The sequence below is a fragment of the Denitratisoma sp. agr-D3 genome (assembly GCF_054658675.1).
Genome location: NZ_BAAGIA010000003.1, coordinates 443,867 through 468,077 on the forward strand (window position 1 = coordinate 443,867; position 24,211 = coordinate 468,077).

Here is a 24,211-nt window from a genome sequence, read left to right on the forward strand (position 1 = left end):
ATCGCCATCGACGCAACGGAACCGGATTCGTTACCCGGTATGAAGAACCTGTTTCAGGTTTTCCCATCACCCACTCGAAGGAGTTCATCATGGTGAGCAGTGTCAGCAGTAGCAGCCTGGCTTCGGCCTGGGCCACCAAGATCTTCTCGAAGGTCGATACCAGCAACCAGGGGTATATCGACAAGGCCAGTCTTCAGGCCGCCTTCGACCAGATCGGTACATCAAGCAGTTCCAGCACCTCCTCCACCTCCGCCACGAGCGACGTTGACCAGCTTTTCTCGACCCTGGACAGCGATAGCGACGGCAAGGTCACCAAGGACGAACTGACGTCCTCCCTGCAAAAAGTGGCCGACGAGCTCAACAGCCAGTTCGACCAGATGCGCATGGGCATGGGCGGCGGTCAAGGTGGCCCTGGCGGCGCCGGCGGTCCTCCTCCCGGCCCCCCGCCCGGTGGCGGCCAGGGCGGCCAGGACTCGGGCTTCACCAAGGACGAGTTGACCCAGCAGTTGAGCGAGATCGGCAGCTCCGACAGCGAGCGTTCCACGTTCATTTCCAACGTGGTCAACAACTTCGAGGCCGCCGATGCCGACGGTGACGGCAAGGTCACCTTCAAGGAAGCCCAGGCCTACAACCAGTCCCTGGATTCCTCCTCGACCAGCAGCGCCAGCACGGACAGCACCAGCAGCACCACGACCGCTGCCGCCAACGACAACGCCGTGCAGCAGCAGATCCTCAAGCTGCTGCAAGCCTACGGCGTCGGCCTGGCCGACAGCAGCACGTCCAGCAGCACCCTCTCCGTGGCGGCCTAAGCCCGGCGACGGCGGCCCACCAGGGTCGCCGTCATCTTTTCACCGCGACGAAACATACGGTTACCAAGCAAGCCGCCCCGTTCACTCTGTAGCAACATCCCCCCCGTACATTGCGTCTCCACGGACAGGGCATTCCTGTCCATCGACAACAAGGAGAACGCAATGACATCCACCACACTCCCCGCACCCGCCACCTCCGGCACCATGCGCCGCTTCCAACTCGGCGTGATCAAGGCCACCGCCCTCCTGGTGGGCTTGGGCATCGGCCTGGCCGCCCAGGCCGCGCCGGAAGAAAAGGAAGCCCGCCCCACCACCGGCTACGAGAAACCCATGCCCCGCGATTGCGGTCCCGACGGCCAGGCCAAGCGTGACTGCTTCCACCGTCCCAGCCGCGACCCGCAACGGCAACTGGAAACCCTGCACCAGCAACTGGCCCTGAACGCCGACCAGGAAGCCCTGTGGAAGAGCGCCAAGGCCGGCACCGACAAGCTGCGCGAGGAACAACGGGACGAATGGCGGACCCGCCGCGACAAGCTGCAAAAGTTGCTGGAAGGCAAGAACCCCGACCTGCGCACCATCGTCGCCGAAATGGACAAGGACCAGGAAGCCCGTCAGCAAAAGCATAAGGCCGCCCGTGAAGGCTGGCTGAAGTTCTACGACGCCCTCAACCCCGAACAGAAGCAGAAGGCCAGCCAGTTCCTGCTGGGCCAGGTCGGCATGGCCGGCCACGGCATGGGCCCCGCCGGTGACATGCCCCCCCGCCCCGGCCCCGCCCGCTGAGGACCTTTATTTCCCGTTCATTTGACTCCCACCTCCTGGGATTTGGCTTGAGGGTGCTTCGGCACCCTCTTTTTTGTGGAGTTTGCGCAATGAAGAAAAACCCGCCCCACCCCTTGCAACGCGGCACTCAGTACAGCCTCCTGGCCCTGGCCGTGTTGGCCGGCTGCGCCAGTCATCCCGGGCCGCCCCGGCAACAGGAGGCCCAGGTCCAGCAGTTTGCCGGCAAGGGCTACCTGAGCGAGGAACAGTTTTCCCTCAGCACCACCAGTCATCAATGGACGGTGGCCGGTCACGACCTGAACTTCATCGCCAGCGTGCCGGTACGTCCGGGCAAGTACCCCCTGGTGATCTACCTGCCGGGCCTGGGGGAAAGCCGCGTGGCGGGCGATGCCTGGCGCGCGGCCTGGGCCCAGGCCGGCTACGCCGTGATCTCGATCCAACTGCTGGCGGAAGACGGCCAAGCCTGGCAATCGGCGGCAGCCCGCAACGGCGACTTCAAGGCCCTGCTGCGGGAACGCTATGGCAACACGGCGATGGCCGCGCGCCTGGCGGCCCTGCGCAGCCTGATCAGCGAGCTGGAAAAACGCGGCGACGAGCCTTGGCGCCAGAACGTGGACACCTCACGGTTGGTGTTGGCCGGCTACGACCTGGGGGCCTACACGGCCCAGGTGGCCGCCGGGGAACAGGTGCGCGGCGTGGGCGGCGGCCCCCTGACGAACCTGGCCGGCGTCATCGCCCTGAGCCCCTATGCCGACTTTTCCGGCACAGGCTTCGACACCCGCTACGCCGCGATCCGCGCGCCCTTCCTTGCCGTCACCGGCCCCGGCGACGCGGACGGCAATGGCTGGGTTTCCCCCGCGCTGCGAGCCGCTCCCTTCCAGCACATGCCAGCGGGCAGCAAGTATCTGCTGAGCCTGGACGACGCCAGTCACGACCTGTTCGCGGGCAATGCCCTGAAGGCGGCGGAAGCGGAAACGGAACGGGGCGAGTCGCGGCAAGCAAGCCGCAGCGGTCGCCGCGGCGGCATGGGCGGCGGCCCTGGCGGCCCTGGTGGGGAAGGCAATGGCCCCGGCAGTGACGGCGGTCGGGGTGGGGACAGCGGGGCCTATCTCCAGCCCGCCATCAAGGCGGTGACCACCGCCTTTCTCGACAGCCTGGTCAAGGACGACGACATCGCCCGCGAATGGCTGCGACGCGACGCCCGCCGTTGGCTGCGGGACACCGGTACCTTGACGGTGAAATAAACAGCGCCGACGGCGGCCTTATTTCTTTGTTGTCCGCCGTCTTGCTGGCTTGGGCGGCGACGGCACTTCCACTGCCACCGCCGGCGGCCCTTCCACCCAGGCTTCGGGCGCTCGGCGCAAATCCAGGGTGAAGGGATAATCGGGGTTGGCACCCTCGCGCCGCAGATGCATTTCGCCGGGTGTGTGGCCATGATTCCAGAACCGGGCCAGACGGCGCGACTCGGCTTCGTTGGCGTTAATGGGGAAGGTGTCGTAGTTGCGCCCGCCCGGATGGGCCACGTGGTAGGTACAACCGCCGATGGAACGGCTGCTCCAAGTATCCACCAGGTCGAACACCAGGGGCGCATGGACACCAATGGTGGGATGCAGGGCGGAGGGCGGGTTCCAGGCCCGATAGCGCACCCCGGCCACGTATTCGCCGCGCACGCCGGTGGGCGTCAAAGGCAGGGGCCGGCCATTGCAGGTAACAATGTGCCGGGTATCGTTCATGTGCCTCACCCGTACCTGGAGACGCTCCACCGAGGAGTCCACATAACGGGCGGTGCCACCGGCGCTGACTTCTTCCCCCAGCACATGCCAGGGCTCGATGGCTTGGCGTAACTCGATCTCGATGCCGTGATAAACCACGGTGCCGTAACGGGGGAAGCGGAACTCGACGAAGGGCGCGAACCATTCGTGCTCGAAGTCATAGCCGGCCCGTTGCAGGTCGGTGATCACGTCGCTCAAATCCTGGGCGACGAAATGGGGAAGCATGAAGCGATCATGCAGTTCGGTGCCCCAGCGGATGAGGCGTCCCTCATAAGGCTTTTTCCAGAAGCGGGCCAACAACGCCCGCAGCAGCAGCATTTGCAGCAGGCTCATCTGGGCATGGGGCGGCATTTCAAAGGCACGGAATTCCAGCAGGCCCAGACGGCCGGACGTGCTATCCGGCGAATAGAGCTTGTCGATGCAGAATTCAGCGCGATGGGTGTTGCCCGACAGGTCCACCAACAGATTGCGCAGTAGGCGATCCACCAGCCAGGGTTGCAGGCTTTCCTCACCTGGCTTGAGCCGTTCGGCCATTTGCTGGAAGGCGATTTCCAGTTCGTACAGGCTTTCGTGACGGGCCTCATCCACCCGGGGCGCCTGGCTGGTGGGGCCGATGAACATGCCCGAGAACAGGTAGGACAGGCTGGGGTGGTTCTGCCAGTAGGTGATCAGGCTCATCAACACGTCTGGCCGGCGCAACAGGGGGGAGTCACCCGGCGTGATACCGCCCAGGGTGACATGGTTGCCGCCACCGGTGCCGGTGTGTCGGCCATCGAGCTGGAACTTGTCGGTCCCCAGCCGGCATAGCTGCGCTTCTTCATAGAGGGAGGTGATGTTGTCCACCAGTTCTGGCCAAGTACGGGCGGGCTGGATGTTCACTTCGATCACGCCGGGATCGGGGGTAACCTTGAAGTCCCTCAACCGGGGGTCATTGGGCGGCGGATAACCCTCGATGCGGACCGGAATCTGCAACTCATCGGCAGCGTTTTCGATGGCATGGAGCAGATCCACATAGTCCTCCAGCAGGGGGACCGGCGGCATGAAGAGGTGCAGCACGCCGTCCCGCACTTCGGCGCAGAGGGCGGTATGGATGATTTCCCGCGGGTCGTAATCCTGCTCTCGGGCCTTGGGCTCGCGTTTAGCGCTAGGCTTGCTGCGCTTGCCGCCATCGGGCAGGGCCTCCCCTTCATCGAAGGGATCCCGGGGAAAATCCAGTTCCATGTCCTCCGGTGCGACCCAGGGCAAGGAGGCCAGGGGAAGTCGCAACCCCATGGGAGAGTCGCCGGGCAAAAGGAACAGATGGCCACGGCGGAAAGGCCAGGGGCTGGAGCGCCAACCCGCAGGCGCGGTGACCTTGCCCTTTCCCTCTCCTCGGGCCAGGGGCTTGAGGGGCAGCACGTAGCCACGGGGGTCGCCCAGGCCCTCGGCGATCAAGGCCGCAATGCGGCGACGCTCGTCGGCGCTTTTAAGGTCCACGGCCAAGGGGTCCAAGTTTTTCGGCCAGCGGCTTTCCTGGTCGATGGCATGCACCACGTCTTCGAAAGCGGGGATCACATAGCGCTCGGACAGTCCCAGATGGGCCGTCAGGGCGAACAGAAAACGACCAGCCTCGCGTTTTTCCCGATTGTCCTTGAGATCGCCCCGATCCAGCAGCGCAGATTTACGCCAAAGGGGCTGGCCGTCATTGCGCCAATAACAGCCCAGAGCCCACCGGGGCAGGGGTTCGCCGGGATACCACTTGCCTTGGCCAAAATGCAGCAGGGCACCGGAAGCGTAACGGTCCTGCAATCGCTTGAGTAGCAGCCCCGCCAGTTCACGCTTCTTGGCGGACAGGGCGGTGAAATTCCATTCGGGGCCGTCCATGTCATCGATGGAAACGAAGGTGGGTTCCCCGCCCTGGGTCAGGCGCACGTCCCCCTGCCGCAGCTCCTTGTCCACCGCATGGCCCAGATTGAGGATGGCCCGCCATTGCGTTTCGGTATACGGCTTGGTAACCCGTGGGTCCTCATGGATGCGGGTCACCGTCATGGAAAAATCCATGTGGGATTCGCAGATGCCGGTGGCGCCGATCACCGGCGCGGCGGAGGACGGCTGGGCGGTACAGGCCAGGGGAATGTGGCCCTCGCCGGCAAACAGGCCAGAGGTCGGGTCGAGGCCGATCCAGCCGGCGCCGGGCACGTAAACCTCGGTCCAGGCGTGGAGGTCGGTAAAGTCCTTGTCGGTGCCGGAAGGACCGTCCAGAGCCTTTTGGTCCGCCACCAACTGGATCAGGTAGCCGGAGGCGAAGCGCGCCGCCAGGCCCATGTGGCGCAGGGCCTGGACCAGCATCCAGGCGGTGTCACGACAGGAGCCGAGCTTGAGTTCCAGGGTCTGTTCCGGCGTCTGCACGCCGGGCTCCATGCGCACGATGTAGTTGATGTCGCGCTGGGCCTTGGCGTTGATGGCCCAGAGGAAGTCCACGATGCGCTGCGACGGCTTGACCACTTCGGCCTTCACTTCCGCCAACCATTGGCTCAGCAGGGGACTGGCGGGATCGGCCTCCAGGTAGGGGGCCAGTTCCTTTTTCAGCAGGGGCGGATAGTCGAAGGGAAAAGTCTCGGCGTATTCCTCGACGAAAAAGTCGAAGGGATTGACGACGGTCATGTCCGCCACCAGGTCCACCTCGATGTCGAGATGGTCGGCGGGCTCGGGGAAAACCAAGCGAGCGAGCCAGTTGCCAAAGGCATCCTGCTGCCAGTTGATGAAGTGCTTTTCCGGGGAAACCTTGAGGGAATAGCCGCTGATGGGGGTACGGCTATGGGCGGCGGGACGCAGGCGGATTTCGTGGGGCCAGAGCTTGACCGGCCGGTCGAAACGGTAGTGGGTTTGGTGGTTGAGGGCGACGCGGATGGTCATGGGGTTCTCTCTGCAAATGGCCGCGCCGCCCTCCTCCATGGGGAGGGCTTGTTCGGCCTAGTTCCACTCAAAATTCGTCAGGCCGGCGAAGGCCTTGCGCAAGCCCTCGCTCCACTGGGAACGCAGGTTGCGCATGTATTCATCCTTGTCGTCGAAACGGCGTACCTTGGTCACCGCCAGGCTGTTCTTCTCGTAGCAGAGCAGATCGATGGGCAGCCCCACGGACAGGTTGGAGCGCATGGTGGAGTCGAAGGACACCAGCACGCACTTCACCGCCTCTTCCAGGGAGGTACCGGCGGTGATGACCCGGTCCAGGATGGGCTTGCCGTACTTGACCTCGCCGATCTGGAAATAGGGGGTTTCGGCCGTTGCCTCGATGAAGTTGCCTTCGGAATAGACCATGAACAAGCGCTGTTCCTCGCCGGCGATCTGGCCGCCGACGATGAAGTTGGCGCCGCTGTCAACATTGCTCTGTTGCAAAAAAGGACCGTCCCGATGGCGGACTTCGCGCAGGGCGTTACCGATCAATTCCGCCACCTCGTACATGGTGGCGACGTTGAACAGATTGGGCTCGTCGCGGTCGTTCTTGCGGATGACGTGCTCCAGGTGGTTGAGGGTGGCCTGGGTGATGGCCAGGTTGCCGGAGCAAAGGGTCACCAGCACCCGGTCGCCGGGACGTTCGAACACCTTCATCTTCTTGAAGGTGGAAATATTGTCCACGCCGGCATTGGTACGGGAATCGGAGGCAAACACGATCCCCGCGTCGAGCATGGTGGCAGCGCAATAAGTCATGAAAACAACTCCGCCATTACGGGCAAAAGAAAACCGCGCACCTTAGCGGAAGCTTCAACAATGGGCAAGTCCATGAAACGGGGCGAATCAGTCGTCGGAGGGCCAGAAATAGGTGGAATTGATCTGGTCGCCGATGGCGTAGATCCGGGCCACGAACTTGGTCAGGTACTCGTGCAGGCCCTGGGCGATGATGTCGTCGATGCGGCCGTAGCGCAACTCTGCCCGGAGCAGGCCGGACAGGCGCAGCAACTCACCGGAACGGGGACCGTTGATGGCCTTCACCTGTTCGTCCAGTTCCTCCATGCAGGCATGAAGGGAACGGGGCATGTCGGCGCGCAGGATCATCAGCTCCGCCACCCGGCGCGGGGTGATCACGTCCTTGTAGGCCTTGCGGTAGGTTTCAAAGGCGGACACCGAGCGCAGCAGCGCGCCCCATTGGTAGTAATCCGCCGCGCCGCCCACCTCTTGCAGGCTGGGCAAGAGGATGTGGTACTTCACGTCAAGGATGCGGGCGGTGTTGTCGGCCCGCTCAAGGAAGGTGCCGAGGCGGATGAAGCGGTAGGCGTCGTCCCGCAGCATGGTGCCGTAGGTGATGCCGCGGAACAGATGGGACCGCTCCTTCACCCAGTCGAAGTAGTCGGCGATGCCGTCGGTGGCGATGCCTTTTTCGCGCACCTTCTTCACTTCGATCCAGGTGGAGTTGAGGGCTTCCCACATTTCCGAAGTGACGGTGCCGCGCACGGTGCGGGCGTTGTCCCGGGCCGATTGCAGGCTGTTGTAAATGCTGGAGGGGTTGTCCTCGTCCAGCACCATGAAGCGGATCACGTTGTCGGCGTTGATCTCGTCGTAGCGCTCGGTGAAGGCAACGTGGAGGCCGCTGATGTTGAGCATGGCGCTCCACTCCTGGGCCGGTTCCAGGGTGCCGTGCTTGAGCAGGGACATGCGGTAAGTGACGTCCAGCATGCGCGCGGTGTTCTCGGCCCGCTCCATGCTGCGGGCCATCCAGTAGAGGTGGTCGGCGGTGCTCGATAGCATGTCAGTTCTCCAAAACCCAGGTGTCCTTGGTGCCGCCCCCTTGGGACGAATTCACCACGAGGGAGCCTTCCTTGAGGGCGACCCGGGTCAGGCCGCCGGGCACCAGGGTGACTTCCCGTCCGGAGAGGACGAAGGGGCGCAGGTCGATGTGACGCGGCGCAACGCCGCTCTCGACGAAGGTCGGGCAGGTGGACAGGGACAGGGTGGGCTGGGCGATGTAGTTGCCGGGATTGGCGATGATCTTCTCGCGGAACAGGCGGATTTCCTCCTTGCTCGAGGTGGGCCCCACCAGCATGCCGTAGCCGCCGGAACCGTGCACCTCCTTCACCACCAGCTCCGGCAAGTGGTCGAGCACGTACTTGAGGTCGTCGGACTTGGACAACTCCCAGGTGGGCACGTTGGAGAGGATGGGCTCTTCGCCGCAATAGAAGCGGATCATCTCCGGCACGTGGATGTACATCGCCTTGTCGTCGGCGATGCCGGTGCCCACGGCGTTGGCCAGGGTCACCTGGCCCTTGCGGTAGGCGTTGAACAGGCCCGGCACGCCGAGCACGGAATCCTTGCGGAAGGACAGGGGATCGAGGAAATCGTCGTCGATGCGGCGATAGATCACGTCCACCCGCTTGCGGCCCTGGGTGGTGCGCATGAAGACGCCGTCCTCGGCGACGAACAGATCGCTGCCCTCCACCAGTTCCACGCCCATCTGCTGGGCCAGGAAGGCGTGTTCGAAATAGGCGCTGTTGAACTGGCCGGGGGTCAGCACCACCACCGTGGGCTCGGCGATGTGGTCCGGCGCCACGGCCCGCAGGTTTTCCAGCAACAGGTCGGGGTAGTGTTCCACCGGCGCGATGGATTGCCGGGCGAACAACTCCGGGAAGAGCCGCATCATCATCTTGCGGTCCTCCAGCATGTAGGAAACGCCGGAAGGGGTGCGCAGGTTGTCCTCCAGCACGTAGTACTCCCCGGCCCCGGCCCGCACCAGGTCGATGCCGGCGATGTGGGCGTACACCTGGCAGGGCAGGTCAACGCCCACCATTTCCTTGCGGAACAACTCGTTGTCCAGCACCTGCTCCTTGGGAATGCGGCCGGCCTTGAGAATTTCCTGATCGTGGTAGATGTCGTGGAGGAAGGCGTTGAGGGCCTTGACCCGCTGCTTGAGCCCCGCTTCCATGATGCGCCACTCCTCGGCGGGAATGATGCGCGGCACGATGTCGAAGGGGATCAGCCGCTCCTTGCCCGCATCCTCGCCATAGACGGCGAAGGTGATGCCGACCCGGTGAAAGGCCAGGTCGGCTTCTTCACGTTTGCGGGCGATGATCTCGGGGGGGGTGGATTCCAGCCACTGGGCGTAGCTTTGGTAGTGGGAACGCAGGGTGTCCGCGTTTAGATACATCTCATCGTACGCTTTGCTCATAAAAGTGCCTCCGAACCGTATCTGGGCTTTCGCACGAAGCATGCCACCCGGTTTTCGGCGCCGAACCGCTGTTTACGCACCACGCGACGGCGAAAGCCGCACCATTGCCATGCCCGACGCCCCAGCGCGGTGCAGGGTAGACCCCAAAAGCAAACAGGCCCGGCACCTTTACGGGGCCGGGCCTGCGCAGGGAATGAAACGTCGCTCAGATGCGTTCGAAGATCGTGGCGATCCCCTGGCCTCCGCCGATGCACATGGTCACCAGGGCGTACTTGCCGCCGACCCGCTCCAACTCATACAGGGCCTTGGTGGCAATGAAGGCGCCGGAACAGCCGACCGGGTGGCCCAGGGCGATGGCGCCGCCGTTGACGTTGGTCTTGGCGGGATCGAGGCCCAGCACCTTGGACACGGTCAGCGCCTGGGCGGCGAAGGCTTCGTTGGACTCGATGACGTCCATCTGGTCCAGGCTCAGGCCGGCCTTTTTCAGTGCCAGCTTGGTGGCCGGGATGGGGCCCTCGCCCATGACGTCGTTGGGCACGCCGGCCACGGCGTAGGACACCAGCCGTGCCAGGGGCTTCTGCCCGGCCTTGGCAGCCACGTCGGCGGCCGCCAAAACGAAGAAAGCAGCGCCGTCATTGATGCCGGAGGCATTGCCGGCGGTGACGGTGCCATCCTTCTTGAAGGCGGGCTTCATCTTGGCCAGGGATTCCAGGGTGGTGCCGGGCTTGACGTGCTCGTCGGTGTCGAACACCACCTCGCCCTTGCGGGTCTGTTTGACGATGGGGACGATCTGGGACTTGAAGCGGCCGGCCTCAATGGCGGCGGCGGCGCGACGCTGGGATTCGACGGCGAATTCATCCTGCATTTCCCGGGTCAGGCCATGCTTGGCGGCCAGGTTCTCGGCGGTGATGCCCATGTGGCCGACACCGAAGGGGTCGGTCAGCACGGCCACCATGCCGTCGATGGCCTTGGTGTCGCCCATGCGGGCACCGTTGCGCAGGGCCGGCAGCAGATAGGCGGCCTTGGACATGACTTCCACGCCGCCACCGACGCCGTAGTCGGCATCGCCCAGCATGATGTTCTGGGCGGTGGTGACGATGGCCTGCAAACCGGAGGAACACAGGCGGTTCAGTTGCATGGCCACGGAATCCATGGGCAACCCTGCCTGGATGGAGGCCACGCGGGACACGTAGGGATAGCGGGAATCCGTCGGCATGGTGGTGCCCACGGTCACGTAGTTGATCAGTTGGGGATCGACGCCGGAGCGAACCACGGCCTCCTTCATCACGGTGCCGCCCAGTTCCGCAGGTTCAATATCCGCCAGGGAACCGCCAAAAGTACCGATGGCGGAACGGACCGCGCTCAAAACGACGACTTCTCTTGCCATTACTGCCTCCCACTATTAGAAGAATTGTTACCCAACCCAACTGGCCACCCAGAACAGCGCCAGGACCAGCAGTCCTAGCACCAGGGTACGCCAAACCAGGCCGATGGTGCTCTGCATGTGATCCACGTCCGCCGGGTCGCCTAGACCCAGCTCCGGACGGTCCTCCACATCCAGATCATCGTGGAGCGGCAAACCAAGACTTATGCCCATGGCACCCGCCCCACTGGATAACAATACACCTGAAGTAATGTCAGGCCAATGACTCGCCTGGCCGCGCCAGCAATAAACCGCGTCCTCGAAGTCGCCGACCACGGCAAAACCGGTAGCGGTCAAGCGGATCGGCAGCCAGTCGATGAGGAAGAAGGCGCGCCGGGAAAACTCGCCAAAGCGGCTCCGTTCCTGGCCCGGCACGGGAATGGTCTCCCGCCAATGGCCGGCATAGAAGGCCGACAAACGATAAACCATGGCCCCCGCCGGCCCCAGCAGGGCGAAACAATACAGGGGCGCAAAAACATGACGATGGGAAGCCACCAGGGCCTGTTCGATGGCGACCCGGGCCATTTCCGAGGCATTCAGGCGGTCGCAGTTACGGCCCGTCCATTGCGCCAACAGGCTCCGCGCCTGCTCCAACTCCCCGGCCCGCAGGGAGGCCTGGAGGTCGGTGAAGAAATGGCTGAACTGACGGAAGCCCATGGTCACGTAGAGCACGCACAGCCCCAGCAGCGCCGCCAGCAGGGGATGGGCCCAGAGCAGGAAGAGGTAGAGGCCCTGCACCAGCAGGGACGGCACGGCCACCCCCAGGCACCAGGCCACGATGCCATGACGATACTGGCCGTCGTCCAGCTTGTCCTCCAGCCAGCGGGCGCAGCGCCCCAGGGGCTGGTCCACCCAGCGATCGGCGGGCAGGGGCAGGAACTGTTCGATAAAAAGGGCGATAAGGGCGGAAAAAAGCGTCATGGGATAAGTCGTCGTCGGATCAACAGGTTTCCAGCAAGGCCATGAGATTGACCAACATGCCGGCGGTGGCGCCCCAGATGTAGTAGCCGTTCCAGTCCGTGGCCCAGAACTGGCGCTGGCGGCCGTCCCGTTCCAGGGTGTCGCGGCGCCAGTTGCGGCGGTTGACCAGGTATTCGAGGGGCACCTCGAACACCTCGGCCACTTCGAAATCGTCGAGCTTGAGGTTGAGGGGCGGCGTCACCCGGCCCACCACCGGCACGACGCTGAAGCCGGTACCGGTCAGATAATTGGGCAAGGTGCCCAGTACGTCCACCGTCGCGCTGTCGAGCCCCACCTCCTCCCTGGCTTCGCGCAGGGCGGTGAAAACGAAGTCGGGATCGGTATCGTCGCGGCGGCCGCCGGGAAAGCTCACTTGCCCGGCATGGTCATTGAGATGGGCGGTACGCTGGGTCAGCAACACGGTGATGCCGCTTTCCCGCACCACCAGCGGCACCAGCACGGCGGCCGGGGTCAGGTTCGCGGCATCGGCGCCGTAGCCACGGGCGTAGTTTTCGGGCAAATCGCCCCGGGCGATGCGCGCCCGCAAGCGTTCAATCAACGTCGGATCGAAACGGGGAACCGCAGTCTGGATATGGCTAGAATGGGGTTCTGCCATTAACTTGTTCGCGTCGATTGAAATGCACCCGAAGAACGTTCTGATCTTCCGGCATACCGCCGGAGAAGGCCCGGGTTATTTTGCCACATTCCTCGAGGCCCACTCGGTCCCCCACACCCTGATCAAGATCGACGAAGGCGAGGCCGTGCCCGCCTCCGCCGCCGAGGCCGCCGGTCTTTGCTTCATGGGCGGTCCCATGAGCGTGAACGACGACCTGCCCTGGATCCCCCCCGTGCTCAACCTGATCCGCGACGCCGTGGCCCGTGGCGTGCCGGTGATCGGCCACTGCCTGGGCGGCCAGTTGATGTCCAAGGCCCTGGGCGGCGTCATCACCCGCAACCCGGTCAAGGAAATCGGTTGGGGCCAGGTGCGCACCGTCGATCCCGTGGCCAAGGCATGGCTGGGAGACAGCACCGAATTCGAGGCCTTTCATTGGCACGGGGAAACCTTCTCCATTCCCCAGGGGGCGACCCGCCTGCTGGAAAGCGCCCACTGCGCCAACCAGGCCTTCGTCATGGGGCCCCATCTGGGTATGCAGTGCCACGTGGAAATGACCGAGGCCATGATCCGCCTCTGGTGCCGCCAATGGGCGGAAGAAGGCGTGCCGGCGGGTCCCTCCGTGCTGACGCCGGAGCAGATGATGAGCGACATGGAGGCCCGCATCCAGCGCATGCGCCAGTTCTCCGACCGGCTCTACAGCCACTGGATCAGCGGCCTGGCGACGTAAGACGCTACCTTCAGGCACCGCCAACGAAAAGGGCCGCAATCTTGCGGCCCTTTTCGTTGGGTAAGCGAGTTCTCAGGCGCGGCGCCAGGTGGTGCCCTGAGGACCGTCCTCCAGCAGGATGCCGGCCGCCTTGAGTTCGTCGCGGATGCGGTCGGACTCGGTGAAGTTCTTCGCCTTCTTGGCTGCGATCCGGTCGGCAATCAGGGCCTCAATGGCGTCCGGCGTCAGACCGCCTGCCTCGGCGGGGGCGCCTTGCAGGAAGGCGCTGGCGTCCCGCTGCAACAGGCCGAGCACGGCCCCCAGGCCTTTGAGCTGGGCCGCCAGCGCGACGTCGTGACTTTTGTTCACCTCTTGTGCAAGGTCGAACAACACGGCCACCGCCTCCGGGGTGCCGAAGTCGTCGTCCATGGCCGCCTTGAAACGCTGGCCGTGGGCCTCGTTCCAATCCACCTTGCCTTCGCCGGCATAGCCCTTGAGGGCGGTGTACAGCCGGGTCAAAGCCTGGCGGGCATCGTCCAGGTGGGCATCCGAATAGTTGAGGGGGCTGCGGTAGTGGGCGCGCAGGATGAAGAAGCGCACCACCTCGGCGTCGTACTGCTTGAGCACGTCGCGGATGGTGAAGAAGTTGCCCAGGGACTTGGACATCTTCTCGTTGTCCACCCGGATGAAGCCGTTGTGCATCCAGTAATTCACAAAAGCGTGCTGGTGCGCCCCCTCGGACTGGGCAATCTCGTTCTCGTGGTGGGGGAACTGCAAGTCCTGGCCGCCGCCGTGGATGTCGAAATGGTCGCCGAGCAGGTCGGAACTCATGGCCGAACACTCGATGTGCCAGCCGGGCCGGCCGGTGCCCCAAGGGGATTCCCACTTGGCTTCGTCCGGCTCGTTGTCCTTGGCGTGCTTCCACAGCACGAAGTCCAGCGGATCGCGCTTGCCCTCGGTCACATCCACCCGCTCGCCGGCGCGCAGGTCATCCAGGGACTTGCCCGACAACTTGCCATAGCCGGGAAAGCTGTGCACCGAGTAGCAGACGTCGCCATTGTCGGCCCGGTAGGCCAGGCCGTTCTTTTCCAGCTGGGCGATCAAGCCCAGCATCTGGGGCACGTAGTCCATGGCGCGGGGTTCGTGGTCGGGCCGCAGCACGCCCAAGGCATCGGCGTCCTCGTGCATGGCGGCGATGAAGCGGTCGGTCAGGGCGCGCAGGGTCTCGCCGTTCTCGGCGGCCCGCTTGATGATCTTGTCGTCGATGTCGGTGATGTTGCGCACGTAGTTCACCGCATAGCCGCTGGTCCGCAGCCAGCGGGCCACCATGTCGAACACCACCATGACCCGGGCGTGCCCCAGATGGCAGTAGTCGTAAACGGTCATGCCACAGACATACATGCGAACCTTGCCGGGCTCGAGGGGAACAAAGGCCTGCTTTTCGCGGTCCAGGGTGTTGTAGAGCTTGAGCATGGAGTTCGGTGGATCGCACCGCCGGTCCGACGAAGAACGGCCGGGAAGCTGCCGATTTTCGGCGCTTAAGGCCGGAAGCGATCTGGTGAAATGGAATTGAGCTTTCTTGATAAAATTATCGATTGTGTTCCAGCCGTCGGCTGGCGGAAACGAGGAACGATGGCTTCATGTCCGGCTCCCACCGCGCCTCATTGCCCCTCGACCTGCCCTCCTGAAACCCGCATCAGGAGCCGATCTACGGCTTTCGAACGACCCAACCGCAACGCGAACAAGTATAGCATGCCCCCTATCTCCCTCTCAGTACGCACTGGACTCCTGACCCTGGCGGTGGCCGCCGTTACCGGCTTTTCCTGCTTGGCGATCGGCGCCCCCTACCAGGATGCGCAACAGTTGCTCAAGCAGGGACAGTACCCCCAGGCCCTGGAACAGGTGGAAAAACACCTGTCCGACAAGCCCAAGGATCCCCAGGGCCGCTTCCTCAAGGGGGTGATCCTGACCGAAATGGGCAAGACCAGCGAGGCGGTCTCGGTGTTCACCAAGCTCACCGAGGAATTCCCTGAACTGCCCGAGCCCTACAACAACCTGGCGGTGATCTACGCCCAGCAAAAGCAGTTCGACAAGGCCAAGCTGGCCCTGGAAAAGGCCATCCGCACCCATCCTTCCTACGCCACGGCCCACGAGAACCTGGGCGACATTTACGCCCGTCTCGCCAGCCAGGCCTACGACAAGGCCCTGCAACTGGACTCCTCCAATGCCGCCGCGCAGACCAAGCTGGCGGTGATCCGCGACCTGATCAGCGTCTCCTCCCGCAGCGGCGCGCCGGCCAAGCCCGCCCTGGCGAGCGGCCCCACCGTGGCGGCCGCACCGTCGGCAGCGCCCCCCGCCCCCGTCAAGGTAGCCGAGGCCCCCAAGCCGGCACCCGCCCCGGCCCCCGTTGCCGCGGCACCGGCCAAGGTCGAGCCCACCCCGGCCAAGGTCGAAAAACCCGCCGCTGCCCCGGCCAAGCCCGTTGCCGACAGCGGCGCCGGCGAGATCGGCAAGACCGTGGAAGCCTGGGCTGCCGACTGGTCGCGCAAGGACGTGAAGGCCTATCTGGCCCGCTACGCCAAGGACTTCAAGGTCCCCGGCAATCAATCCCGCAGTGCCTGGGAGACGGAACGTACCCAACGCATCAAAAAACCGGGCAATATTCAGGTATCGGTGGAAGCCCTCAAGGTGGTTTCCCAGGACGGCGACAAGGCTGAAGTACGGTTCCGCCAACAATATGCTTCGGCCAACCTCAAGTCCGGCAGCACCAAGACGTTGGTCATGGTGAAGCAAGGCGGTAAATGGCTCATTCAACAGGAACGGATCGGCAACTGATGACCAAGACTCGGCAACGGAAACCGGCGATCGCTCGCGCCCTGGTGCTGGGCGCGGCCCTCGGCCTCGGCCTGGCCAGTGGCGGCAGCCTCCAGGCCCAGCCCAACTATTCGGATTCCGGCCCCGAGCCCCTGTTGGCCAACATTTTCAACGCCATCGAGCAAAGCCGCTTCGACATGGCGCTCCAGCAGGTGGACGCCCTGCTCAAGACCTACCCCAACTACCGGCTCGCCCATCTGATTCGTGGCGACCTGCTGCTGGCCCGCACCAAGCCCCTGACCCGCTTCGGCGAGGGCGGCGCCCAGGCCGGCGACAAGGTGGCCGACCTGCGCGACGAGGCCATCGCCCGGCTCAAGGCCTACAAGAACAAGCCCCAGGCCGACTACGTGCCCCGCTACCTGCTGCAAATGCAGGCCGACCAGAAATACGCCGTGGTGGTGGACACCCAGAAGTCCCGCCTCTATCTGTACCAGAACGACAAGGGCACCCCCCGCTTCGTCGCCGACTACTACATCACCCAGGGCAAGCTGGGCGCGGAAAAGACCAAGGAAGGCGACAAGAAGACCCCCATCGGCGTCTACCACGTCACTTCCAGCCTGCCCCGCGAGAAGGTGGGCGACTTCTACGGCAGCGGCGCCTTCCCCATCAACTATCCCAACGAATGGGACAAGCGCATGGGCCGCAACGGCCACGGCATCTGGCTGCACGGCACGCCGTCCGACACCTATTCCCGCCCACCCAAGGCCTCCGATGGCTGCGTGGTGCTGACCAACCAGGATCTGAACTCCCTGTCCAAGAACCTGCAAATCGGCCTCACCCCCGTCATCATCAGCAACAGCATCGAATGGCTGTCCATGGACAACTGGCAGAAGGAACGCCAGTCCCTGCTCGGCATGATCGACGAATGGCGCAAGGACTGGGAGTCCCGCAACACCGACAAGTACGCCGGCCACTACGCCCGCAACTTCTCCGCCGACGGCCAGGGCAAGGACCAATGGGTCGAGCAGAAGCGCAAGGTCAACGCCGGCAAGGACTGGATCAAGGTCGAGACCCGCAACATCAGCATGTTCCGCAATCCGGGCAAGGAAGACTACGTCGTGGTCACCTTCGACCAGGAATACAAGAGCAACAACCTCGACAACGTGATGAAAAAGCGCCAGTACTGGATCAAGGAAGACGGGCGCTGGAAGATCCTCTACGAAGGCGCCGCCTGATCCCCGCCGGCAGCCGTCGGCCCGGTCGCCTTTTTCCGCCACTCCTTACGCTGGAACGCCATGAAGAAAATCCTCAGCGCCCTGGGCGCTTCCCTGCTGTTTGCCTGTACCGCCCTCGCCGCCAATCCCCAGGTGGAAATGAAGACCAACCAGGGCACCATCGTCCTTGAGCTCAACGCCGAGCGCGCGCCCGTCACCGTCAAGAACTTCCTCCAGTACGTCAAGGACGGCTTCTACAACGGCACCATCTTCCACCGGGTGATCCCCGGCTTCATGATCCAGGGCGGCGGCTTCGAGCCCGGCATGAAGGAAAAATCCACCCGCGAGCCCATCATCAACGAGGCCAAGAACGGCCTCAAGAACGTGGCCGGCAGCATCGCCATGGCGCGCACCAACAATCCCAACTCCGCCACGGCCCAGTTCTTCATCAACCACGTGGACAACCGCATGCTGGACTACCCCAATCCCGATGGCGCGGGCTACGCGGTGTTCGGCCAAGTGGTCCAGGGCATGGACGTGGTGCAGAAGATTGCTCGCGTGCCCACCGGCAACGCCGGCTTCTACCAGAACGTTCCCGTCACCCCCGTGGTGATCGAATCCGTCAAATTGCTCCCCGAGCAGAAATAAACCCGAGGAAAAACCATGATCAAGCTCCACACCAACCACGGCGTCATCACCCTGGAACTGGATACCGAGAACGCCCCCATCACCAGCCAGAACTTCATCGACTACGCCACCGCCGGCCACTACGACGGCACCATCTTCCACCGCGTCATCAAGGACTTCATGATCCAGGGCGGTGGCTTCGAGCCCGGCATGAAGCAAAAGCCCACCGGCGCCGAGATCGAGAACGAAGGCGAGCGCACCAGCAAGGCCGGCCTCAAGAACGTGCGCGGCAGTATCGCCATGGCCCGCACCTCCGATCCCCACTCCGCCACCGCCCAGTTCTTCATCAACACGGTGGATAACGACTTCCTCGACTTCAAGGCCGCCAATCCCAGCGGCTGGGGCTATTGCGTCTTCGGCAAGGTGGTGGACGGTCTCGACGTGGTGGACGCCATCCGCGCCGTGAAGACCGGCCGTGCCGGCTTCCACCAGGACGTGCCGGTGGACGACGTGATCATCGAGCGGGCCGAAGTGGTCTAAACGCCAGCGCTGAGTACCGGAGTGATTGAAAGCGCTCTCTTCATCTCCGACCTGCACCTGCACCCGTCGCGCCCCGGCGTGACGGCCCTGCTCCGGCAGTTCCTCGCCGGCCCGGCCGCCGATCTCGGCACCCGGGCCGGTGCCGTTTTCATCCTGGGCGACCTGTTCGACGCCTGGGCCGGCGACGACGACCTGGCCGATCCCCTCAATGCCGACGTCTGCGCCGCCCTGCACGACTGCGCCGGGCGGGGTGTCCAGCTCTTCTTCATCCCCGGCAACCGCGACTTCCTGGTAGGCCCGGCCTTTGCCGCCGCCAGCGCCATGACCATCCTGACCGAACCGACGGTCCTGGACATCGCCGGCATCCCCACCCTGCTGCTCCACGGCGACCTGCTGTGCACCGATGATGCCGAATACCAGCAGTTCCGTCGCACCGTGCGCGGCGAGGACTGGCAACGGGACTTCCTCGCCCAGCCCCTGGCCCAGCGCAAGACCGTGATCGAAGGCCTGCGGGCCCGCAGCGAGGCGCAAAAGCAGGTCAAGCCCATGGCCATCATGGACACCAATGCCGACGCCGTGACCGACGCTTTCCGCCAGCATGGCGTGAACCGCATGGTCCACGGTCACACCCACCGCCAGGCCGAACACCGGCTGACGGTAGACGGCCAGGAACGCACCCGCTGGGTGCTCGGCGACTGGCACGAGACCGGCGACCACGGCCACAGTCAGGGCAACGCCCTCCTTTGCGACGCCACGGGCTGTCGTTTCCTGTCCCTGCCCCAGCCATGAGTAGCACGCCATCGCCCGACACCGCGCTGCACATCCTCCACAGCGTTTTCGGTTACAGCGCCTTCCGCGGCGAACAGGCGGCCATCGTGGACCACGTGACCCAGGGCGGCGACGCCCTGGTGCTGATGCCCACCGGCGGCGGCAAGTCCCTCTGCTACCAGATCCCCGCCCTGCTCCGCCCCGGCTGCGCCATCGTGGTGTCGCCCCTGATCGCCCTGATGCAGGACCAGGTGGACACCCTGCTGCAATCCGGCGTCAAGGCCGCCTATCTCAACTCCAGCCAGGACTTCCAGGCCAGCGTCGCCACCGAGCGGGCCATGATGACCGGCGGCCTCGACCTGCTCTATGTCGCCCCGGAACGCCTGCTCACCGAACGCTTCCTTGGGCTGCTCGACCAGCTTTACGAAGAGGGACGACTCGCCCTGTTCGCCATCGACGAAGCCCACTGCGTGTCCCAATGGGGCCACGACTTCCGCCCCGAATACATCCAGCTCTCGGTGCTCCACGAGCGCTTTCCCACGGTGCCCCGCATCGCCCTCACGGCCACGGCGGATGAACCCACGCGCAACGAGATCGTCCATCGCCTGGGCCTGGAAGAAGCCCGCAAGTTCGTTTCCAGCTTCGACCGACCCAACATCCGCTACACCGTCGTGGAACGGGACAACCCGAAAAAACAGTTGCAGGGCTTCCTCGCCGGCCATCGCGGTGCGGCAGGCATCGTCTATTGCCTGTCCCGCAAGAAGGTGGATGAAACCGCCACCTGGCTACAGGAACAGGGCATCAATGCCCTGCCCTACCACGCCGGTCTCGGTGCCGATGTCCGACGGGAACACCAGCAGCGCTTCGTCCGCGAGGAAGGCGTGGTCATGGTCGCCACCATCGCCTTCGGCATGGGCATCGACAAGCCCGACGTGCGCTTCGTCGCCCACCTGGACCTGCCCAAGAGCCTGGAGGCCTACTACCAGGAGACGGGCCGCGCCGGGCGCGACGGCGACCCGGCCGAAGCCTGGATGACCTACGGCCTCAACGACGTGGTGATCCACCGCCAGCGCATCGACGAGTCCGCCGCCCCCGAGGAACAAAAGCGCGTCGAACGGCAGAAGCTCGATGCCATGCTGGCCTATTGCGAAGCCGGCACCTGCCGCCGCACCGTGCTGCTGCAATACTTCGGCGAGGAGCGAGACGCCTGCAACAACTGCGACACCTGCACCGCGCCACCGGAACTGTGGGATGGCACCGTCGCCTCGCAAAAGCTGCTATCCGCCGCCCTGCGCACCGGCCAGAAATTCGGCAGCGGCCACCTGATCGACCTGCTGCGGGGCAAGCTCAACCCCAAGATCAGCGAATACCGCCACGACCAACTGCCCACCTTCGGCGTCGGCAAGGACATCGACGAAGCCACCTGGCGCGCCGTGGCCCGGCAACTGCTGGTGGCTGGCATTCTCCACGCCGATGCCCAGCGCTTCGGCGCCATCACCGTCACCGAGGCGGGCCGCCCCGTGCTCAAGGGCGAAACCACCCTCATGCTGCGCCGCCCGCGCAAGTTGCCCAACGGTGGCAAGCCGCCCCGCTACAGTCGCCCCGAGGAAAAGATCGAACTCGACATCGGCGACCTGGCCCTGTTCGAGGCCCTGCGCGCCTGGCGCGCCGAAGAGGCCAAGGAACAGGGCGTACCGGCCTACGTCATCATGCACGACCGCACCCTGCGCGAACTGGCCCAATTGAAGCCCGCCACCCGCAGCGAACTGCTCAACGTCCCCGGCATCGGCGAAGCCAAGGCCGAACGCTACGGCGGCGCCCTGCTGCGGGTCATGGACGAAGCCGCCTTCGCCTGAGGCCAACCCAAGCCGCCATGCTCCACCGCATCGAACATTTGCGCCAACGCCTGCGGGACCTGGGCGCCAAGCCGGACCATGAAGGCCGGCTGCTGCGGGCCTGGCTGTCTGGTCGCCCCCTCACCGAAGGCAAGCGCAATCGCCAGGCCGAGGGTTTCTTTCCCAAGCCCCTGCTGGAAGCCCTGCCGGCCCTGAGTGAAGAACTGGCGCAACTGGCGCAGGTGCATTCCGAACACCCCGGCGACGACGGCTCCGCCCGCCTGCTGGTGCAATTGAACGATGGCCAGACCGTGGAAAGCGTACTGCTGCTGCGGGACGGACTCTGCGTTTCCAGCCAAGTGGGGTGCGCCGTGGGCTGCACCTTCTGCATGACCGGCAAAAGCGGCCTGCTGCGCCAGGTGGGCAGCGCCGAGATCGTGGCCCAGGTGGTACTGGCCCGCCAGCGGCGGCCGGTGAAAAAGGTAGTGTTCATGGGCATGGGCGAACCCTCCCACAACCTGGACAACGTGCTGGAAGCCATCGAGCTACTAGGCACCGCCGGCGCCATCGGCCACAAGAACCTGGTGTTCTCCACCGTGGGCGATCTGCGGGTGTTCGAGCGTCTGCCCCAGGGCCCGGTGAAACCCGCCCTGGCCCTGTCCCTGCACACCACCAAGGATCAGCTACGGGCCCAATTGCTGCCCCGCGCCCAGCCCATCCCCGTGACGGAACTGGTGGCCCTGGCGGAGGACTACGCCCGCCGCACCAGCTACCCCATCCAGTACCAATGGACGTTGATTGAAGGCGTCAACGACGGCCTCGACGAGATGGACGAGATCGTCCGTCTGCTCAAGGGCAAGTACGCCATGATGAATTTGATCCCCTTCAACACCGTGGCAGAACTGGACTACCAGCGCCCCAGTTGGGAGAAGGCGGCGGAACTCGCCCGATATCTGCATCGACGCGGCGTATTGGCCAAGCTGCGCAACTCGGCGGGACAGGACGTGGATGGCGGCTGCGGCCAACTGCGGGCGCGGATCATCGGCGAAACCACCGTCACCGTCCACCCCGGTCGGCGCAAGGCGGCGGGACCGGCGGCCTAGGCGCCTGTTTCAGCAGGGCGCTAAGCGCCCAAGGTCTCCAGGGCCCGCTCGATGAAGCGGCGCGGCACCCGGCTCTTCGGCGTGCCGGGGCCGAACCAGGAGCGCACGTCCTGGTCCAGGCCGATACCGTGCATGTAGTTGTAGAGGGCCTTGTTCAGCGCCTTGCCGAGGACGGCATGATCCACCCCGGTCGGGTCGATGAAGCCCACGTCGTTCTTGGCGAAACTCACCGGCGGCAGGGGCTGTAGGGTCACGCCGTAGTCCTCGGGACGCAGCCCCACCGGCGAGTGCACGGTGCAACTGAAGCGGTGGAAAAAGCCGGACTGGATGCAGCCGGCTTCAAACAACTGGCGCACGTATTCGAGGGCATCCACCGTGTCCTGCACGGTCTGGGTGGGGAAGCCGTACATCAGGTAGGCATGCACCAGCACGCCGGCCTGGGCGAAAGCCTGGGTCACCCGCGCCACCTGCTCCACCGACACCCCTTTTTGCATCAGCTTCAGCAGCCGGTCCGACGCCACCTCCAGACCGCCGGACACGGCGATACAGCCGCTTTCCGCCAGCAGATCGCACAGCTCGGGAGTAAAGGATTTCTCGAAGCGGATGTTGCCCCACCAGGAAATCGACAGCCCGCGCCGCAGGATTTCCTCCGCCAGGGCGCGCAGGGCCTTGGGTGGGGCGGCTTCGTCCACGAAATGGAAACCGCTCTGACCGGTTTCCGCCATCACCGCCTCGATGCGGTCCACCAACAGGGTGGCCGGCGCGCCGTCGTAGCGGCCGATGTAGTCCAGGCTCACGTCGCAGAAACTGCATTTCTTCCAGTAGCAACCGTGGGCCACGGTGAGCTTGTTCCAGCGCCCGTCGGACCAAAGCCGGTGCATGGGATTGAGCATGTCCAGCACCGACAGGTAGCGGTCGATGGGCAGGCCGTCCCAAGTGGGCGTGCCCACTTCGGCGAAGGGCACGTCGGGTTCGGGAAAATGGCAGTAACGCACCCCGCCGTCCTCGCGGACGAAGGTGCGCACCAAGCGCTCGCGCCCCCGCCCGCCGCGCAGGTGGTCGAGCAGGGCGAGGATGGGCCGTTCGCCGTCGTCGAGGGTCACGTAGTCGAAGTAGTCGAAGACCCGGGGTTCCTTCAACTCGCGCAATTCCGTATTGACGAAGCCGCCGCCGAGCACGGTGACGATCCCGGTCCGGGCCGTCTTGATCGTCTGGGCGATGCGGAAGGCGCCGTACACCGAACCGGGGAAGGGCACCGAGAGCATCACCACCTGGGGCTGATGGCGCTCGATGGCGGCCAGGGTCAGCGCCCGCAGGCGGCGATCCACCAGGGTTTCTTCCGCCGCCAGGGCCCGGGCCAGGGGCTCGAAGCTGGGCTGGCTCTGGGCCAGGGACTCGGCGTAGCGGACGAACTCGAAGCGCGGATCCGCCGCCTCCCGCAACACGTCCGCCAGATCGTTGAGGTACAGGGTCGCCAGATGCCGCGCCCGGTCGCTGCTACCCAGGGCGCCGAAAGCCCAGGCCAGGGGATCGCCGCCGTCCGGGTCCTGCGGGTCCAGATAGGCGTCCAGGCTGTCGAAGCGCGGCCCCTCGGGTAGGAAATTGCGTCCGGCGATGCGATGGGCCAGGGTTGGATCGCGACCCTGGAGATAGGCCAGGGCCGGCTCCACCGTGGCGGCGTAGCGCTCGAAACGGTCGAGGAAACCCGCCACGCTGGCCGAGCGTTGCCGCGCCGGCAGCGCCTCGGCGCAGGCGCGCAATTCCGCCAGGCCCGCCCGGGAGAACAGGCTCAGCACCAAGCCCAGGGCCAGGTCCTCCTGCACCGCGTCCTCGCCCCGGGAACGGAGAAACCCCGTCAAATAGGCGGTGGACGGATAGGGCGTGTTGAGCTGCGTCATGGGCGGAATCAGCGACAGGACGCGCAAGGACGGGCGGGAATCGGGCATGGAGCGGGCAACGGGGGAAACGGCCTGCATGATAACGGCTCCGGCCCGCCCCCTGGCGCGGCGATGTCCCCACTGGCAAAAGTGTTGACCCGCCGCGCGGCTTCCCCTACAGTCCGTCCATCAGCGTTTCTGCCAGCAAGATCGCAGATTCACAAAGGGGAG

Annotated in this window: 20 protein-coding genes; 11 read left to right on the plus strand and 9 right to left on the minus strand. The window is 64.8% G+C overall.

The window, feature by feature from the left end; all coding sequences use genetic code 11:
- Positions 1 to 89 precede the first annotated feature (89 nt).
- The 3 genes from ACYQ2U_RS10655 to ACYQ2U_RS10665 all read left to right on the plus strand — a co-directional run bounded on the left by ACYQ2U_RS10655 (position 90) and on the right by ACYQ2U_RS10665 (position 2,833).
- On the plus strand, positions 90 to 809 hold the full coding sequence (locus ACYQ2U_RS10655) for an EF-hand domain-containing protein (protein ID WP_459950345.1): 720 nt from the start codon (positions 90 to 92) through the stop codon (positions 807 to 809).
- 162 nt (positions 810 to 971) lie between these two features.
- Complete coding sequence (locus ACYQ2U_RS10660) at positions 972 to 1,589, plus strand: Spy/CpxP family protein refolding chaperone (RefSeq protein WP_459950346.1); 618 nt, start codon at positions 972 to 974, stop codon at positions 1,587 to 1,589.
- A gap of 89 nt (positions 1,590 to 1,678) precedes the next feature.
- Entirely contained in the window at positions 1,679 to 2,833 is a 1,155-nt protein-coding gene (locus tag ACYQ2U_RS10665; protein WP_459950347.1) for an alpha/beta hydrolase family protein, read from the plus strand.
- An 18-nt stretch (positions 2,834 to 2,851) separates the two neighbouring features.
- Here the strand turns inward: ACYQ2U_RS10665 and ACYQ2U_RS10670 are convergent, their stop codons facing one another.
- The 7 genes from ACYQ2U_RS10670 to ACYQ2U_RS10700 all read right to left on the minus strand — a co-directional run bounded on the left by ACYQ2U_RS10670 (position 2,852) and on the right by ACYQ2U_RS10700 (position 12,496).
- The gene (locus tag ACYQ2U_RS10670) at positions 2,852 to 6,256 is read right to left on the minus strand and encodes a transglutaminase family protein (protein ID WP_459950348.1); all 3,405 of its coding nucleotides are present in this window, start codon (positions 6,254 to 6,256) and stop codon (positions 2,852 to 2,854) included.
- 57 nt (positions 6,257 to 6,313) lie between these two features.
- Complete coding sequence (locus ACYQ2U_RS10675) at positions 6,314 to 7,048, minus strand: peptidase (protein WP_459950349.1); 735 nt, start codon at positions 7,046 to 7,048, stop codon at positions 6,314 to 6,316.
- A gap of 87 nt (positions 7,049 to 7,135) precedes the next feature.
- Positions 7,136 to 8,083 carry an alpha-E domain-containing protein gene (locus tag ACYQ2U_RS10680; protein WP_459950350.1) on the minus strand — a complete coding sequence of 316 codons (948 nt, stop codon included), beginning with the start codon at positions 8,081 to 8,083 and terminating at the stop codon, positions 7,136 to 7,138.
- A gap of 1 nt (position 8,084) precedes the next feature.
- Complete coding sequence (locus ACYQ2U_RS10685; protein WP_459950351.1) at positions 8,085 to 9,497, minus strand: circularly permuted type 2 ATP-grasp protein; 1,413 nt, start codon at positions 9,495 to 9,497, stop codon at positions 8,085 to 8,087.
- Positions 9,498 to 9,702: 205 nt separating this feature from the next.
- Entirely contained in the window at positions 9,703 to 10,884 is a 1,182-nt protein-coding gene (locus tag ACYQ2U_RS10690; protein ID WP_459950352.1) for an acetyl-CoA C-acyltransferase family protein, read from the minus strand.
- A 27-nt stretch (positions 10,885 to 10,911) separates the two neighbouring features.
- Positions 10,912 to 11,841, minus strand: coding sequence for a CobD/CbiB family protein (locus ACYQ2U_RS10695; protein WP_459950353.1), 930 nt, complete (start codon positions 11,839 to 11,841; stop codon positions 10,912 to 10,914).
- Between the two features lie 19 nt (positions 11,842 to 11,860).
- Positions 11,861 to 12,496 (minus strand): CoA pyrophosphatase, encoded by a 636-nt coding sequence (locus tag ACYQ2U_RS10700; protein ID WP_459950354.1) that lies wholly within the window; start codon positions 12,494 to 12,496, stop codon positions 11,861 to 11,863.
- A 22-nt stretch (positions 12,497 to 12,518) separates the two neighbouring features.
- On the opposite strand from ACYQ2U_RS10700, the gene ACYQ2U_RS10705 reads away from it, so the two are divergent.
- Complete coding sequence (locus ACYQ2U_RS10705; RefSeq protein WP_459950355.1) at positions 12,519 to 13,223, plus strand: type 1 glutamine amidotransferase; 705 nt, start codon at positions 12,519 to 12,521, stop codon at positions 13,221 to 13,223.
- A 72-nt stretch (positions 13,224 to 13,295) separates the two neighbouring features.
- Here ACYQ2U_RS10705 and cysS read toward each other — a convergent pair whose 3' ends face one another.
- Positions 13,296 to 14,675, minus strand: a complete 1,380-nt coding sequence (gene cysS / locus ACYQ2U_RS10710; RefSeq protein ID WP_459950356.1) for a cysteine--tRNA ligase — start codon at positions 14,673 to 14,675, stop codon at positions 13,296 to 13,298.
- Between the two features lie 279 nt (positions 14,676 to 14,954).
- Here cysS and ACYQ2U_RS10715 point away from each other — a divergent pair, with 279 nt between their 5' ends.
- The 7 genes from ACYQ2U_RS10715 to ACYQ2U_RS10745 are packed head-to-tail and all read left to right on the plus strand — an operon-like array spanning position 14,955 to position 22,103.
- The gene (locus tag ACYQ2U_RS10715; protein ID WP_459950357.1) at positions 14,955 to 16,037 is read left to right on the plus strand and encodes a YybH family protein; all 1,083 of its coding nucleotides are present in this window, start codon (positions 14,955 to 14,957) and stop codon (positions 16,035 to 16,037) included.
- Entirely contained in the window at positions 16,037 to 17,251 is a 1,215-nt protein-coding gene (locus tag ACYQ2U_RS10720; RefSeq protein ID WP_459950358.1) for a L,D-transpeptidase family protein, read from the plus strand. The genes ACYQ2U_RS10715 and ACYQ2U_RS10720 overlap by 1 nt, the downstream gene beginning before the upstream one ends.
- A gap of 60 nt (positions 17,252 to 17,311) precedes the next feature.
- Positions 17,312 to 17,878, plus strand: a complete 567-nt coding sequence (locus tag ACYQ2U_RS10725; RefSeq protein WP_459950359.1) for a peptidylprolyl isomerase — start codon at positions 17,312 to 17,314, stop codon at positions 17,876 to 17,878.
- A 15-nt stretch (positions 17,879 to 17,893) separates the two neighbouring features.
- A complete protein-coding gene (locus tag ACYQ2U_RS10730; RefSeq protein WP_459950360.1) occupies positions 17,894 to 18,397 on the plus strand; it encodes a peptidylprolyl isomerase in 504 nt (167 codons plus the stop codon).
- Positions 18,398 to 18,418: 21 nt separating this feature from the next.
- Positions 18,419 to 19,186, plus strand: coding sequence for a UDP-2,3-diacylglucosamine diphosphatase (locus ACYQ2U_RS10735; protein WP_459950361.1), 768 nt, complete (start codon positions 18,419 to 18,421; stop codon positions 19,184 to 19,186).
- Positions 19,183 to 21,021, plus strand: a complete 1,839-nt coding sequence (gene recQ, locus ACYQ2U_RS10740; protein ID WP_459950362.1) for a DNA helicase RecQ — start codon at positions 19,183 to 19,185, stop codon at positions 21,019 to 21,021. The genes ACYQ2U_RS10735 and recQ overlap by 4 nt, the downstream gene beginning before the upstream one ends.
- 17 nt (positions 21,022 to 21,038) lie before the next feature.
- Positions 21,039 to 22,103: an RNA methyltransferase gene (locus tag ACYQ2U_RS10745; protein ID WP_459950363.1), complete on the plus strand. Its 1,065-nt coding sequence runs from the start codon at positions 21,039 to 21,041 to the stop codon at positions 22,101 to 22,103.
- 20 nt (positions 22,104 to 22,123) lie between these two features.
- On the opposite strand, the gene ACYQ2U_RS10750 is transcribed toward ACYQ2U_RS10745, so the two are convergent.
- The gene (locus ACYQ2U_RS10750; RefSeq protein WP_459950364.1) at positions 22,124 to 24,079 is read right to left on the minus strand and encodes a B12-binding domain-containing radical SAM protein; all 1,956 of its coding nucleotides are present in this window, start codon (positions 24,077 to 24,079) and stop codon (positions 22,124 to 22,126) included.
- Positions 24,080 to 24,211: the final 132 nt, after the last annotated feature.